The sequence below is a fragment of the Enterobacter sp. B79-1 genome, assembly GCF_057444735.1.
Window position 1 is genome coordinate 65,809 of record NZ_JBYAZJ010000008.1, and the last position, 14,477, is coordinate 80,285.

The 14,477-nt window shown below is 56.9% G+C and carries 15 protein-coding genes; 4 read left to right on the plus strand and 11 right to left on the minus strand.

Annotated features, from left to right (window positions below; all coding sequences use genetic code 11):
* Nucleotides 1-21: 21 nt before the first annotated feature.
* A complete protein-coding gene (crr, locus tag AC2T6E_RS19130; protein WP_003861316.1) occupies nt 22-531 on the plus strand; it encodes a PTS glucose transporter subunit IIA in 510 nt (169 codons plus the stop codon).
* A gap of 44 nt (nt 532-575) precedes the next feature.
* Here the strand turns inward: crr and pdxK are convergent, their stop codons facing one another.
* The 10 genes from pdxK to AC2T6E_RS19180 form a co-directional block, all read right to left on the minus strand.
* Entirely contained in the window at nt 576-1,412 is an 837-nt protein-coding gene (gene pdxK / locus AC2T6E_RS19135) for a pyridoxine/pyridoxal/pyridoxamine kinase (protein WP_042716109.1), read from the minus strand.
* A 5-nt stretch (nt 1,413-1,417) separates the two neighbouring features.
* A complete protein-coding gene (gene cysM, locus AC2T6E_RS19140) occupies nt 1,418-2,329 on the minus strand; it encodes a cysteine synthase CysM (RefSeq protein ID WP_486692876.1) in 912 nt (303 codons plus the stop codon).
* A 118-nt stretch (nt 2,330-2,447) separates the two neighbouring features.
* On the minus strand, nt 2,448-3,542 hold the full coding sequence (gene cysA / locus AC2T6E_RS19145) for a sulfate/thiosulfate ABC transporter ATP-binding protein CysA (RefSeq protein ID WP_042716105.1): 1,095 nt from the start codon (nt 3,540-3,542) through the stop codon (nt 2,448-2,450).
* Entirely contained in the window at nt 3,532-4,407 is an 876-nt protein-coding gene (cysW, locus tag AC2T6E_RS19150) for a sulfate/thiosulfate ABC transporter permease CysW (protein ID WP_010433766.1), read from the minus strand. The genes cysA and cysW overlap by 11 nt, the downstream gene beginning before the upstream one ends.
* Nucleotides 4,407-5,240, minus strand: coding sequence for a sulfate/thiosulfate ABC transporter permease CysT (gene cysT / locus AC2T6E_RS19155; RefSeq protein ID WP_100165791.1), 834 nt, complete (start codon nt 5,238-5,240; stop codon nt 4,407-4,409). Before cysT ends, cysW begins: the two co-directional genes overlap by 1 nt.
* Nucleotides 5,240-6,253 (minus strand): thiosulfate/sulfate ABC transporter substrate-binding protein CysP, encoded by a 1,014-nt coding sequence (cysP, locus tag AC2T6E_RS19160; protein ID WP_010433770.1) that lies wholly within the window; start codon nt 6,251-6,253, stop codon nt 5,240-5,242. Before cysP ends, cysT begins: the two co-directional genes overlap by 1 nt.
* Nucleotides 6,254-6,427: 174 nt before the next feature.
* A complete protein-coding gene (locus tag AC2T6E_RS19165; protein ID WP_120157752.1) occupies nt 6,428-7,327 on the minus strand; it encodes a Dyp-type peroxidase in 900 nt (299 codons plus the stop codon).
* 92 nt (nt 7,328-7,419) lie between these two features.
* Complete coding sequence (locus AC2T6E_RS19170) at nt 7,420-7,995, minus strand: RpoE-regulated lipoprotein (RefSeq protein WP_010433775.1); 576 nt, start codon at nt 7,993-7,995, stop codon at nt 7,420-7,422.
* Nucleotides 7,996-8,058: 63 nt separating this feature from the next.
* Nucleotides 8,059-8,508: a DUF2919 domain-containing protein gene (locus AC2T6E_RS19175; RefSeq protein ID WP_010433777.1), complete on the minus strand. Its 450-nt coding sequence runs from the start codon at nt 8,506-8,508 to the stop codon at nt 8,059-8,061.
* Nucleotides 8,495-8,920: a GNAT family acetyltransferase gene (locus AC2T6E_RS19180; RefSeq protein WP_003861292.1), complete on the minus strand. Its 426-nt coding sequence runs from the start codon at nt 8,918-8,920 to the stop codon at nt 8,495-8,497. Before AC2T6E_RS19180 ends, AC2T6E_RS19175 begins: the two co-directional genes overlap by 14 nt.
* Before the next feature lie 212 nt (nt 8,921-9,132).
* Here AC2T6E_RS19180 and amiA point away from each other — a divergent pair, with 212 nt between their 5' ends.
* Entirely contained in the window at nt 9,133-10,008 is an 876-nt protein-coding gene (gene amiA / locus AC2T6E_RS19185; RefSeq protein WP_042718951.1) for an N-acetylmuramoyl-L-alanine amidase AmiA, read from the plus strand.
* Nucleotides 10,008-10,907 (plus strand): oxygen-dependent coproporphyrinogen oxidase, encoded by a 900-nt coding sequence (hemF, locus tag AC2T6E_RS19190; RefSeq protein ID WP_174340878.1) that lies wholly within the window; start codon nt 10,008-10,010, stop codon nt 10,905-10,907. The genes amiA and hemF overlap by 1 nt, the downstream gene beginning before the upstream one ends.
* Nucleotides 10,908-10,986: 79 nt before the next feature.
* Here hemF and maeB read toward each other — a convergent pair whose 3' ends face one another.
* Entirely contained in the window at nt 10,987-13,266 is a 2,280-nt protein-coding gene (gene maeB / locus AC2T6E_RS19195) for an NADP-dependent oxaloacetate-decarboxylating malate dehydrogenase (RefSeq protein WP_010433785.1), read from the minus strand.
* Between the two features lie 246 nt (nt 13,267-13,512).
* On the opposite strand from maeB, the gene tal reads away from it, so the two are divergent.
* A complete protein-coding gene (tal, locus tag AC2T6E_RS19200; RefSeq protein ID WP_010433786.1) occupies nt 13,513-14,463 on the plus strand; it encodes a transaldolase in 951 nt (316 codons plus the stop codon).
* Nucleotides 14,464-14,477: the final 14 nt, after the last annotated feature.

Genomic DNA, 14,477 nt, shown 5'->3' on the forward strand with positions numbered 1-14,477 from the left:
TTTACTGCTTAGGAGAAGATCATGGGTTTGTTCGATAAACTGAAATCTCTGGTTTCTGATGATAAGAAAGACTCCGGAACTATTGAGATTGTTGCTCCGCTCTCCGGCGAGATCGTCAACATCGAAGACGTGCCGGATGTAGTGTTTGCTGAGAAAATCGTTGGTGATGGCATTGCTATCAAACCAACTGGCAACAAAATGGTTGCTCCAGTTGACGGCACCATCGGTAAAATTTTTGAAACCAACCATGCGTTCTCTATCGAATCTGATAGCGGTATCGAACTGTTCGTTCACTTCGGTATCGACACCGTTGAACTGAAAGGCGAAGGCTTCAAGCGTATCGCAGAAGAAGGCCAGCGCGTTAAAGTTGGCGACCCGGTGATTGAATTCGACCTGCCACTGCTGGAAGAAAAAGCGAAGTCTACCCTGACTCCGGTTGTTATCTCCAACATGGACGAAATCAAAGAACTGATCAAACTGTCCGGCAGCGTGACCGTGGGCGAAACCCCGGTTATCCGCATCAAGAAGTAATTCTTGCCGCACAAAGAAATGGCGCCTTCGGGCGCCATTTTTGTTTATGCGGGAAGAATAAGCTCGTCGTAACCTTTCGACTGGGTATAAACCATCACGTCCGTCACCCGATCCCCTGCTTTGCGAATCGCCTCAGCAATGGTTTTGCCTTCGACAATTCCGCTGACCAGCTCCGAACAGAACAGATCCCCCGTCCCTTTCAGATCGGTTTCGACACGAGGGTGCGCGCTCACGGTCACGCTTTCTTTACTCACCAGCACCACGTGGATATTTTCCGGGTCATCGGCCACCGGCGCACTGGTGATCGCAACCCATTTCAACGTATCTGAGAGCAACCCCTGCGCGGCGACAATCGCGCTTTCAGGAGTACGGCACGGTTTGCCGCTTAACACTTCCAGCTCAAAGACGTTCGGCGTAATCCCCTGCGCCAGCGGCAGCAGATGCTCGCGATACGCTTCAGGGATATCCGGTTTCACGTACATCCCGCTGTCGATATCGCCGATAACCGGGTCGACCAGCACCAGCAGATCGGGATGCTGCACTTTGATGGTCTTGAGCCACTGGGCCAACAGTTTTATCTGGCTGGCACTGCCCATATAGCCAGTGGTGACCGCCTTAAGCTCGCGCAGGATCTCGCGCTCGTTCAGGGCCTTAAGATAGCCGCTAAACCACTCGTCGGGGATCACCCCACCGTAGAAGGTGTCATAGTGCGGCGTGTTGCTGAACAGCACCGTCGGCACGGCAGTCACGTTCAGCCGATGGGTACGAATATTTGGCACAGCGATACTGTTGCCCACGCTGCCGTAAACCACCTGCGACTGCACCGCAACAATATCGGTTTGCTGCGCCCGGGTTTTATCCCGGAATAGAATCATCTCCATGACGCTTAAATCCCCGCCCCCTGCGAATAACTCTCTTCACCAAAGACGCCGGTAGAGAGGTAACGATCGCCGCGATCGCAAATAATTGCCACCACTACCGCCCCCGGGTTTGCCTTTGCCACCCGAATCGCCCCCGCTACCGCGCCGCCCGAGCTGACGCCGCAGAAGATGCCTTCGCGCACGGCCAGCTCACGCATGGTATTTTCCGCCTCGCGCTGGTGAAGATCCAGCACCTGATCCACAAGCTGCGCATTAAATATGCCCGGCATGTATTCCGCCGGCCAGCGGCGAATCCCCGGAATACTGCTCCCCTCTTCCGGCTGCAGGCCAACAATGGTGACGGCTTTCTCCTGCTCGCGCAGGAAACGAGACACCCCGGTAATAGTGCCGGTGGTCCCCATGCTGGAGACAAAGTGGGTGATGCGCCCGTCCGTTTGTTGCCAGATTTCCGGGCCGGTGGTGGTGTAGTGCGCGTACGGGTTGTCCGGATTGTTGAACTGATCGAGCAGTTTACCTTCGCCGCGCTCGGCCATTTCTAACGCTAAGTCGCGTGCGCCTTCCATACCCTGCTCTTTGGACACCAGAATCAGCTCGGCCCCGTAGGCACGCATCGCGGCGCGGCGCTCCTGGCTCATGTTGTCCGGCATCAGCAGCTTCATGCGGTAGCCTTTCAGCGCGGCGATCATCGCCAGCGCGATACCGGTGTTGCCGCTGGTGGCCTCGATCAGCACGTCGCCCGGCTTGATTTCACCGCGTTTTTCGGCCTGAACAATCATCGACAGTGCGGCACGGTCTTTCACCGACCCCGCCGGGTTATTGCCTTCGAGTTTGACCCAGATTTCGCTGCCGTTGTCAGGCCCCATACGCTGAAGTTTGACCAAAGGGGTGTTGCCGATGGTGTTTTCGAGTGTATTCACGTTTTTTACTCAATAAAAAAGCCGGGTGGCGCTTCGCTTACCCGGCCTACAAGACGCAGTGATAACTGTAGGCCCGGTAAGCGCAGCGCCACCGGGCGATAAACATCCTAATAACCTATCAGGCTGTCTCTGCCAGAGCAATATCCTCGCGCGTCTCGATGCGCTCCTTCCCGTGATAAATACGCGCATGCTGCAGCCCGACAAACAGGCGCTCACCCCGGTGCGGCGGCTCTTCGTCGCGCATCACCACGGTCAGCGGCTCGGTATACCAGCCCAGCGGCTGTACCACCAATTGGGTGTAGTGACCTTTAGGGCTAGCTTCCAGCACCTGCACCGGCAGCGGTGAATCCAGGCTGGTGCGACGGCTGACGTCAACTTCCCACGGACGCAGGAACAGATCGACCGGCCCCTGATGCGCGGAGGTATAGCCCAGCGGCCAGCGGTGCGCGCCGACGTGGAACTGACCGCCGCGAATGGTGCCCTGCAGACGGTTCACCTCGCCCATAAACTCCAGGACAAAACGGGTTGCCGGTTCGCGCCAGAGCTGCTCCGGCTCGTCAACCTGCTCGATGTTCCCCTGGCTCATGACCACCACGCGGTCCGCGACTTCCATCGCCTCTTCCTGATCGTGGGTGACGAAGACGCTGGTGAACTTCAGCTCTTCATGGAGCTGACGCAGCCAGCGACGCAGTTCTTTACGCACCTGTGCGTCCAGCGCGCCGAAGGGTTCATCCAGCAGCAAGATTTGCGGCTCAACGGCTAACGCGCGCGCCAGCGCCACGCGCTGTTTCTGCCCGCCGGAAAGCTGGGCAGGGAAACGGTCTGCCAGATGCGCAAGCTGCACCATCTCCAGCAGTTTGGTCACTTTCGCTTTGATAGTTGCCGCATTTGGACGCTCGCGACGCGGCAGCACCGTCAGACCAAACGCGATGTTGTCGAACACCGTCATATGGCGGAACAGCGCGTAATGCTGGAACACAAAGCCTACTTTACGATCGCGGGCATGCAGGCGGCTCACGTCGGTGCCGTGAAAGCGGATATGTCCGCTGGTCTGATGCTCAAGCCCGGCGATAATACGCAGCAGCGTGGTTTTACCGGAACCTGACGGCCCCAGCAGCGCGACCATTTGTCCGGAAGGGATATCCAGCGAGATATCATTCAGCACCTGGGTGCGACCAAAAGACTTCTTAATATTGGCAATCTCAATGCTCATGATTTCCCTCCTGATGCAGACGTTTTTCCTGATTCTCTAAACGCCACTGCACCACACTCTTCAAAAACAGGGTCAAAATCGCCATCAGCGTCAGCAACGCTGCGGCAGTAAAGGAGCCGATGGTGTTATAGTCCTGCTGCAGCAGCTCAATCTGTAGCGGCAACGACAGCGTTTCACCACGAATGGAACCGGATACAACAGAAACGGCCCCGAACTCCCCAATCGCGCGGGCGTTGGTCAGCACCACGCCGTAAAGCAGCGCCCAGCGGATGTTCGGCAGCGTTACGCGGCGGAACATCTGCCAGCCGGAAGCGCCCAGCAGCACCGCGGCTTCGTCTTCGTTACTCCCCTGGCTTAGCATCACCGGCACCAGTTCACGCACCACAAAGGGACAGGTCACGAAGATGGTCACCAGCACCATGCCCGGCCAGGCGAACATAATTTGCAGGTTGTGCTCATCCAGCCAGCCGCCCAGCGGGCCGTTAGAGCCGTAAAAGAGCAGGTAAACCAGACCGGCAACAACAGGCGACACGGCAAACGGAATATCCAGCAGGGTCAGCAGCATCTGACGTCCCGGGAAGTTGAAGCGCGTCACCAGCCAGGCCAGCAGCGTACCGAACACCAGGTTGACCGGTACCGTGATCAGCGCAATCAACACGGTCAGCCAGATGGCGTGCAGCATATCCGGGTCCGCCAGATTTTCCAGCGCGGGCATAATCCCTTTACTGAATGCCTGGACAAAGATATAGACCGTTGGCACAACGAGAATAAGTGCGGATACCAGCACGCCCGTCCCAATCAGAAACCATTTTGCCCAGTTGATGCGGGGCGCATCGTAACGCTTCAATTGAGTAACTTCCGCCATCAGTGACCTACCACACGTCGACCAAAGCGACTTTGCAGAGTGTTAATCGAGTACAGCAGCAGCAGCGACGCGGCGAGGATCACCGAAGCAATCGCGCTCGCAGCCGGATAATCAAACTCCTGCAAACGCACAAAAATCATCAGCGAGGTCACTTCCGTTTTCCACGCGATGTTCCCGGCGATGAAGATCACCGCACCAAACTCGCCGAGGCTACGGGTGAAGGAGAGCGCCACGCCCGCCAGCAGCGCCGGAGAAAGCTCTGGCAGCACAACCTTGCGGAAACTCTGCCAACGCGTCGCCCCCAGCGTTTCCGCCGCTTCTTCATATTCCGGGCCTAAATCTTCCAGTACCGGCTGTACGGTTCGCACCACAAACGGAATGCTGGTGAAGGCCATCGCTACCGCGATACCGAGCCAGGTATAGGTCACTTTGATATCAAACTTCGCCAGCCACTCACCGTAAAAACCGTTCACCGAGAACAGCGACGCCAGCGTTAAGCCCGCCACCGCCGTCGGCAGTGCAAACGGCAGATCCATCAGCGCATCAAGCAGCGTGCGGCCCGGGAAACGGTAGCGGGTTAAGATCCACGCCATCAGCAGGCCGAACACGCCGTTAAAAATCGACGCCACAAACGCCGACAGCAGCGTCACCTTATAGGCTGCCACCACCTGCGGGTTGGTTATGACGTCCCAGTACTGGGCCCAGCTCATATCAGAGAGCTGCACCACCAGCGCGCTGAGCGGTAACAACAAAATCAGGCAGACGTACAGCAGGCTGGTTCCGAGGCTTAAGGTAAAGCCCGGCAGCACGCGTTTTGTCGATACTGCAAACATTACTTACGCCCCGCCGCCAGCAATTTATCTAACTCACCACCGCTGACAAAATGCGTTTTCATCACTTCAGGCCATGAGCCGAAATGGTCTTCCACGCGGAACAAATCGGTCTGCGGGAATTTATCTTTCAGCTTGTTCATCACGTCCGGGTTATTCACGCGGTAGTAGTAATCGGTAATGATGGTCTGCGCCTGCGGGCTGTACAGGTAGTTGAGATAGGCTTTTGCCGCTTTCTCGGTACCGTTTGCCTGCACGTTTTTATCCACCCAGGCCACCGGGAACTCGGCCAGAATGTTAGTTTTCGGGATAACCACTTCGAAGCCCTGCGCTTCGTACTGTTTACGGATATTGTTTACTTCGGACTCGAAGCTGATCAGGACATCGCCCAGACCACGCTCCGCGAAGGTTGTGGTCGCGCCGCGGCCGCCGGTATCAAACACTTCGACGTTTTTCAGGAACTGGGTCATGAACTGCTCGGTCTTCGCTTTATCGTTACCGTCAGCTTTATCCGCCGCGCCCCATGCCGCCAGATAGGTATAACGCGCGTTGCCAGAGGTTTTTGGGTTCGGGAAAATCAGTTTTACGTCGGAACGCACCAGGTCGTTCCAGTCGTGGATGTTCTTCGGGTTGCCCTTGCGCACCAGGAAGCCCATGGTGGAATAGAACGGCGAGCTGTTGTTTGGCAGACGGCTCTGCCAGTCCGCCGGGAGCAGCTTGCCTTTATCGTGCAGGATCTGCACGTCAGTCACCTGGTTATAGGTCACCACATCGGCCTTCAGTCCCTGCAGGATGGCCAGCGCCTGTTTGGATGAACCGGCGTGGGACTGCTTGATGGTCAGCTTGTCGCCGTTATTGTCTTTTGCCCACTGCTGTTCAAACGGTGGGTTAAGGGCGGCAAACAGCTCGCGGGAGACATCATACGAACTGTTAAGCAGCTCGGTTGCCTGCGCCTGCGCCACCAGCAGTAAACCTGCCAGTGCCAGCGATCCTTTTTTTAGTACAGTAACGGCCATTGCGCACCCTTATAAATGTGATGACTATCTTATAGTCATAATATTTATAACGAGGTCGAAAGGAGTAACGGTTTTATATACCGTTTGGTGATTTAGAAGCAGAAAAGGGAATAAGGGGTGCGGCCTGATGGCCCTCACCCCAGCCCTCTCCCACAGGGAGAGGGAGAACGGTCATTACAGCGCCAGCAGGCGCTCAACGGACGGCGCGAAGTAATAGCCGCCGGTCACCGGTTTCGTGAAGCGCAGCATGGCGTCGCGCTTGCCGTCGGTATCACCAAACATGCTCAGCAGCTGCTGTTCAATGTTATACAGGCGCGCGCAGTAGGCGCAGAAGTAAAGGCCGTGCGTGCCGCTGGCCGTACCGTAGGGCAGGCTCTGGCGGACAATCTTCAGCCCTTTTCCGTCTTCTTTGAGGTCAACGCGGGTCAGGTGAGAGGTAACGGGACGGTCATCGCCGTCGATCTCTTCGTTGGCTTCTTTGGTTCGGCCAATCATCATCTCCTGGTCGTGCACGCTCATGCGGTTAAGCTGCTTGAGGTTGTGCTCCCAGCGCTGCACGAACACGTAGCTGCCGCCCGCGTCCACACCGTCTTTGATCACCGCCACGTCGCGACGCGTCTCTTCGCCTGCCGGGTTTTCGGTGCCGTCAACGAAGCCGCTCAGATCGCGCTCCTCCACCCAGCGGAAGCCGTGAACCTCTTCCTGCACCTCGATGCTGTCGCCAAAGGCCTCAACAGCAGACTGGGCTACGGAGAAGTTCACGTCGTGACGCAGGGAAAGAATGTGGATCAGCACGTCGTACTGCGTGGCGGGTGCAAGGCCTTTGCCGTAAGGGATAAAGTCTTTTAACTCTTCCGCACCTTCGCCACCGCTCAGCTGACGCCAGACGTTATTGCCAAAGGCGACAACGGCACCGAGGTGGGCTTCCGGGAATTTAGCCTGGAAGGTCGCCAGTTTATCAACGAACACTTTACTGGCCGCACGCAGGGCATCCACGTCCCCTTTAACATTGGCTTCAATCCAAATCGCCGCGCGGCAATGTTCTGGCAAAATGCCACTCTGAACCTGAGACATCGCTCCTCCTGAAATAAAGATGCCACGTCAGCGTGGCATTGATGGCGGCTATTATACCCGGATTTCAGCAAGACGGTTTGTTCAGGCGCAAATTACTGCTTCCAGAGTATTTTGCTCACTTTCCAGTTTTTCAGCGTGTCGTCAGATGGCATTAACCCCTCCGGGCCGCTCCATTCTCCGGTGAACAGGTAGCTGATGTGCTGGCTACCTTCAGCCTTACATTCCACCGCAACCTTGTCGTCAGACGGCACGCTGGTGCAGTTGCCGAACGCCTGTTTATAGAGATCGCTAAACGGGGTCCCCACTTTCACACCGGTTGCGGTTGGAATGTCTTCATCCATCACCGCGATACGGTTTACCGTGCCTTTATCACCATTAATCACCAGCGCCAGCGTGTCACCCTTCAGCGCTTCGAAGTAACGCACGATATTGCCATTTTCGGTTTTCATGCCGCTGCGCAGGCGATAATCACTGCTCAGGGCATCCTGAATGGCATCCTGATCCAGCGCGGTTGACGCGGTAATTTTCCCTACGCCCTGCTCGGTCACTTCGGTGGAAGAACCAAACCAGTTCCACGGATACGCAGAAGACCAGTTAATAGAGGAGAGCGTCGAACAGCCGGTCAACGCCAGCGGAAGAGCGCATAAAAGTAAACGCAGCGATTTCATTGAAACATCCTTTCTAATTAAATCAACGCTTGTTGGAGTGCGACTTCGGCAAAAAGTGCCGAATTAATCATCCTGATGCCTAAAACAGGCGTGAAGGCGAGGATTGGTCAGCAGCCACAGCAGCGCCACGATATCGGCAACGACCAGCGCAATACCGATGCCCGTGAGCGGCTCACCGTACCACCAGAGTACCGGCTGCCAGAAGAGCAGCGCAATTTGGGCAAGGATCAGCAGCCAGCGAAGCGCGCCCCAAAAGCGAGGGATCAGATGCCGCCGTCCGCTGACTAAAAACGCCAGTACGGCCGGAATGCCCGGCAGTAATCCGATCCAGAATGCATCGTGATCGGGATAGAAGAGATTCAGCAGCGTGTCGCCCTGCCCGCGCGACGCTCCGGCCATTACAAACAGCACCCAGGTGCGGGCCTGTAACAGCAGAACGCACCAGAACAGAAAAGGCAGCCTGACACGGCCCTGCGCGTCATAGTCAGCCGGATGGATCTCAGTACTCTTCATCTTCGATCAAACGCTTGCCCAGAGTCAGGACGTCAGCATGCTCGTAGCCCAGACGCTCATACATGCCCAGCACCACGTCGTTATCTTCTCGCACCATAATCTGAATTTTCGGACAGCCGCGAGCGATGAGTTTCTTTTCCAGGCGATTGAGCAGCGCATTGGCAATGCCGCGCGCCCGGTATTCCGGATGCACGCCCAGATAATAGGCCGAACCGCGGTGGCCGTCGTAACCGCCCATCACCGTACCGACAACCTCACCGTTCACTTCCGCGACCAGAAACAAACTGACGTCGTGATTCACCTTACGTTCGATGTCCATTTCCGGGTCGTTCCACGGACGCAGCAGATCGCAGCGCTCCCAAAGGGTAATCACCTCTTCGAAATCTTCCTGGCGAAAAACGCGTATCTCCATGGTATTAACCGCCTTTTTGGGTTTAAAAACAGTGATTATGGCGTGAACCCTGCGTTTAGCCAATAACCGGGGAAAATCTCGCCAAAATTTGGCATAATGTCACTTTGTCACGTATTGAAATGAAAAGTAAAACAATTATCAATAAGGACTGTCGTAACGGTAATCACGATACGATATAACACCAGGATCGCAATTTTTACTATTCAGGCCGCATGAGCACATTCAAACCATTAAAAGCACTCACATCGCGTCGTCAGGTTCTCAAAGCGGGGCTGGCGGCCTTAACGTTAACGGGCATCGCTAAGCAGGCTCAGGCAAAAGACGAGAGCACGCTTAAAACCAGCAACGGGCACAGTAAACCGAAAGCCAAAAAGCCGGGCGCGAAGCGTCTGGTGATGCTCGATCCGGGCCACGGCGGCATCGATACCGGCGCCATCGGCAAAAACGGGTCGAAAGAAAAACACGTCGTGCTGGCGATTGCAAAAAATGTGCGATCGATTTTACGCAGCAACGGCATTGACGCCCGCCTGACGCGCTCCGGGGACACCTTCATTCCGCTGTACGACCGCGTGGAGATCGCCCACCAGCACGGCGCGGATCTGTTTATGTCGATCCACGCAGACGGCTTTACCAACCCTTCGGCAGCAGGCGCATCGGTGTTTGCGCTTTCCAACCGTGGTGCCAGTAGCGCCATGGCAAAATACCTCTCCGACCGCGAAAACCGGGCGGATGAGGTCGCCGGAAAGAAAGCCACCGATAAAGACCATCTGTTGCAGCAGGTGCTGTTCGACCTCGTGCAGACGGACACCATCAAAAACAGCCTGACGCTCGGCTCGCATATCCTGAAGAAGATTAAGCCGGTGCATCGTCTGCACAGTAAAGGCACCGAGCAGGCGGCGTTTGTGGTGCTGAAATCGCCGTCGATTCCGTCGGTGCTGGTGGAAACCTCCTTTATTACCAACCCGGAAGAAGAGCGGCTGCTCGGCACCACGGCGTTCCGCCAGAAGATCGCCAACGCCATCGCCTCCGGCATTATCAGCTACTTCAACTGGTTCGATAACCAAAAAGCGCACTCCAGGAAACGTTGATGAAACCCAATGCACAGCTGGTCAAAAAATTCCTGCTGCAGCTGCAGGATGATATTTGCCGGAAACTGGCCGCCGTAGACGGCGGTGAATTTCAGGAGGATAACTGGCAGCGCGAAGCGGGCGGCGGCGGGCGCAGCCGGGTGCTGCGTAACGGCGGCATCTTCGAACAGGCGGGCGTCAATTTTTCCCACGTTCACGGCGACGCGATGCCCGCGTCTGCGACGGCGCATCGCCCTGAGCTGGCTGGCCGCAGCTTCGAAGCGATGGGCGTCTCGCTGGTGGTGCACCCGCACAATCCGTTTGTGCCGACCAGCCACGCTAACGTGCGCTTTTTCATTGCGGAAAAACCGGGGGCCGATCCGGTCTGGTGGTTTGGCGGCGGTTTCGATTTAACGCCCTATTACGGCTTCGAAGAGGATGCCGTGCACTGGCACACTACCGCGCGCGATCTCTGTCTGCCGTTTGGTGAAGACGTCTACCCGAAATTTAAAAAGTGGTGCGATGACTACTTTTACCTGAAGCACCGCGACGAACAGCGCGGCATCGGCGGGCTGTTCTTTGACGATCTCAATACGCCGGATTTTGATACCGCGTTCAGCTTTATGCGCGCGGTAGGCGAAGGCTATACCGACGCTTATCTGCCCATCGTCGAACGCCGTAAAAACACCGACTACGGCGTGCGCGAGCGTGAGTTCCAGCTTTACCGCCGCGGCCGCTACGTGGAGTTCAACCTGGTGTGGGATCGCGGGACGCTGTTCGGCCTGCAGACCGGCGGGCGCACGGAGTCGATTTTGATGTCGATGCCGCCGCTGGTGCGGTGGGAGTACAGCTACGAGCCAAAAGAAGGCAGCCCGGAGGCTGCCTTGAGTGAGTTCCTGAAAGTACGCGACTGGGTTTAACTGCCGGATGGCGCTGCGCTTATCCGTCCTGGTCAACTCGTAGGTCGGGTAAGCGAACGCGCCACCCGACACCACGCGCTTACAGCGGCTGCGTTTGCGCCTCCACCACCGCCAGCGCCACCATATTCACGATACGGCGCACAGAGGCAATCGGCGTTAACACGTGCACCGGTTTCGCCACGCCCATCAGCACCGGTCCTACGGTCACCCCTTCAGAGCTGGAGACGCGCAGCAGGTTATAGCTGATACGCGCCGCTTCCACGTTCGGCATAATCAGTATATTCGCCGATCCTTTCAGCGGGCTGTCCGGCATGCGTTCGTTACGGATGCTCTCCACCAGCGCAGCATCGCCGTGCATTTCCCCGTCAATCATCAGCTCCGGCGCACGCTCGCGCACCAGCTCCAGCGTCTGACGCATTTTGCAGGCCGCCGCGGATTTAGACGAACCAAAGTTCGAGTGTGACAGCAGCGCCACCTTCGGCTCAATACCAAAGCGGCGCACCGTTTCCGCCGCCATCACGGTGATCTCCGCCAGCTCGTCCGGGGTCGGATCGTCGTTAACGTAGGTGTCAGCAATAAAGGTATTGCCGCTTGGCAGCAGCAGCGCGTTCATCGCCCCGGCGGTATGGACGCCGTCGCGATAGCCGAAGATCTCCTGCACCACGCTAAAGTGCTCGTGGTAATCGCCAATGGTGCCGCAGATCAGCGCATCCGCCTCGCCGCGATGCACCATGATCGCGCCGATCACCGTGGTGTTGCTGATGACCGCTTTCTGCGCCTGCTCCTGGGTGATCCCACGGCGCTTCATGATCGCGTAGTATTCGCTCCAGTACTCTTTGAAGCGCGGATCGGATTCGTTGTTAACGATCTCGAAGTCGACGCCCGGCTTAATCTGCAGGCCGAGCTTTTGAATGCGCATCTCGATGACGCTCGGACGACCAATCAGGATCGGCTTCGCCAGTCCTAAGGTGATCAGCTCCTGGGTGGCGTGCAGCACGCGCGCCTCTTCCCCTTCCGCCAGCACCACGCGCTTCGCGTCGGCACGCGCCTGAGAGAAGATCGGCTTCATGAACAGGTTAGTTTTGTAGACGAACTCGGTGAGCTTATCGACGTAAGCGTCGAAATCCTGAATCGGTCGCGTCGCCACGCCGGAGTCCATCGCCGCTTTGGCAACGGCTGGCGCAATTTTCACAATCAGACGCGGATCGAACGGTTTTGGAATGATGTAGTCCGGGCCAAAGCTCAGATCCTGATCGCCGTACGCAGACGCGACCACTTCGCTCTGCTCGGCGTGCGCCAACTCCGCGATGGCATGAACGGCGGCAAGCTTCATCTCTTCGTTGATCGCCGTTGCGCCGACGTCCAGCGCCCCGCGGAAGATGAACGGGAAGCAGAGCACGTTATTCACCTGGTTCGGGTAGTCCGAACGGCCGGTACAAATAATGGCATCTTCACGCACCGCTTTCGCCAGCGGCGGCAGGATTTCCGGCTCCGGGTTTGCCAGGGCCAGGATCATTGGCGCACGCGCCATCTTCTTCACCATCTCCTGGGTCAGCACTTTCGGGCCGGAACAGCCGAGGAAGATATCCGCGCCGTCAATGACGTCCTCAAGCGTGCGTTTGCCGTCGTCTTCCACCGCGTACGCCGCCTTGGTTTCCGCCATGTTCGGCTCGCGGTCTTTATAGATAACGCCCTTGGAGTCGCAGACCACAATATTGTGTTTCTGCATACCCAGCGCCACCAGCAGGTTCATACAGGCAATCGCCGCCGCGCCCGCGCCGGAGACCACCATGCGCACGTCGGAGAGATTTTTCTCGACCACGCGCAGGCCGTTCAGAATGGCGGCGGTGCTGATAATCGCCGTGCCGTGCTGGTCATCATGGAACACGGGAATGTTCATACGCTCGCGCAGCTTCTGCTCGATATAGAAACATTCCGGCGCTTTGATGTCTTCCAGGTTGATCCCGCCGAAGGTCGGCTCCAGCGCGGCCACCACGTTGATGAATTTATCGGGATCGAGTTCGTCCACCTCGATATCGAACACGTCGATACCGGCGAACTTCTTGAACAGAACGCCCTTCCCTTCCATCACCGGCTTACCGGCCAGCGCGCCAATGTTGCCCAGCCCCAGCACCGCCGTGCCGTTAGAAATAACGGCGACAAGGTTGCCGCGCGCGGTGTATTTGTAGGCTGCCAGCGGGTCTTTTTCGATTTCCAGGCACGGCGCAGCGACGCCCGGCGAATAGGCCAGCGCCAGATCGCGCTGGGTCGCCAGCGGCTTGGTAGGGGAAACCTGGATTTTGCCCGGGACAGGAAACTCGTGAAAATCGAGGGCACTCTGTTTTAACTGATCGTCCATCTTGTTATTCCTTTTACGTATCGGTCAGATAGTATCGCCGCAGGACAGCGCATAAACTTTGAAGGCTGCCAAACTCTCACCATCACACATTAAAAATTGTTATCAATTTATAACAGCCATGTTACCCGTCTCAAAAGCAATGCCTCCCCCGTCTGCTATGCTTTTTTGTTAAGTCCATCATGATTTTCTCAGAAGTGTGAACTAACGCACTCATCTAACTCTTTTATTTCCAAGGAGTAATGATTTATGAACCAGCTAGACGGCATCAAACAATTCACCACCGTGGTTGCAGACAGCGGCGATATCGAGTCGATTCGCCACTATCAGCCGGAAGATGCGACCACTAACCCTTCGCTGCTGCTCAAAGCGGCCGGGCTTGCCCATTTTAGTCATCTGATTGATGACGCTATTGCCTACGGTAAGCAGCGCGGGAAAACGCAGGAGCAGCAGGTCGCCGAAGCCAGCGACAAGCTGGCGGTTAATTTTGGTGCGGAAATTCTGAAAAGCATTCCGGGGCGCGTGTCGACCGAAGTGGACGCCCGCCTCTCGTTTGATAAAGAAAAAAGCATTAACAAAGCCCGCCGCCTGGTGGAACTCTACCAGGAGCAGGGGATCGATAAATCACGCATCCTGATTAAGCTCGCCTCCACCTGGGAAGGCATCCGCGCGGCAGAGGTGCTGGAAAAAGAGGGCATTCACTGCAACCTGACGCTGCTGTTCTCCTTTGCCCAGGCGCGCGCCTGTGCCGAAGCGGGCGTGTTCCTCGTCTCGCCGTTTGTCGGGCGCATCTACGACTGGTATCAGGCAAAACAGCCGATGGATCCCTACGTGGTGGATGAGGATCCGGGCGTTAAATCGGTCCGTAATATCTACGACTACTACAAACAGCACCGCTACGAAACCATCGTGATGGGGGCCAGCTTCCGCCGTACCGAGCAGATCCTCGCCCTGGCAGGCTGCGACCGTCTGACCATCTCCCCTAACCTGCTCCAGGAGCTTCAGGACAAAGAAGAGACGGTGATCCGCAAGCTGGTGCCGACCTCCACCGTTTTGCCAAAACCGAAAGCCATGACCGAAGCGGAGTTCCGCTGGGAGCACAATCAGGACGCAATGGCCGTCGACAAGCTCGCGGATGGCATCCGCCAGTTCGCCGTCGACCAGCGCAAACTCGAAGATCTTCTTGCCGCCAAACTTTAACCTTGCCACGGAGT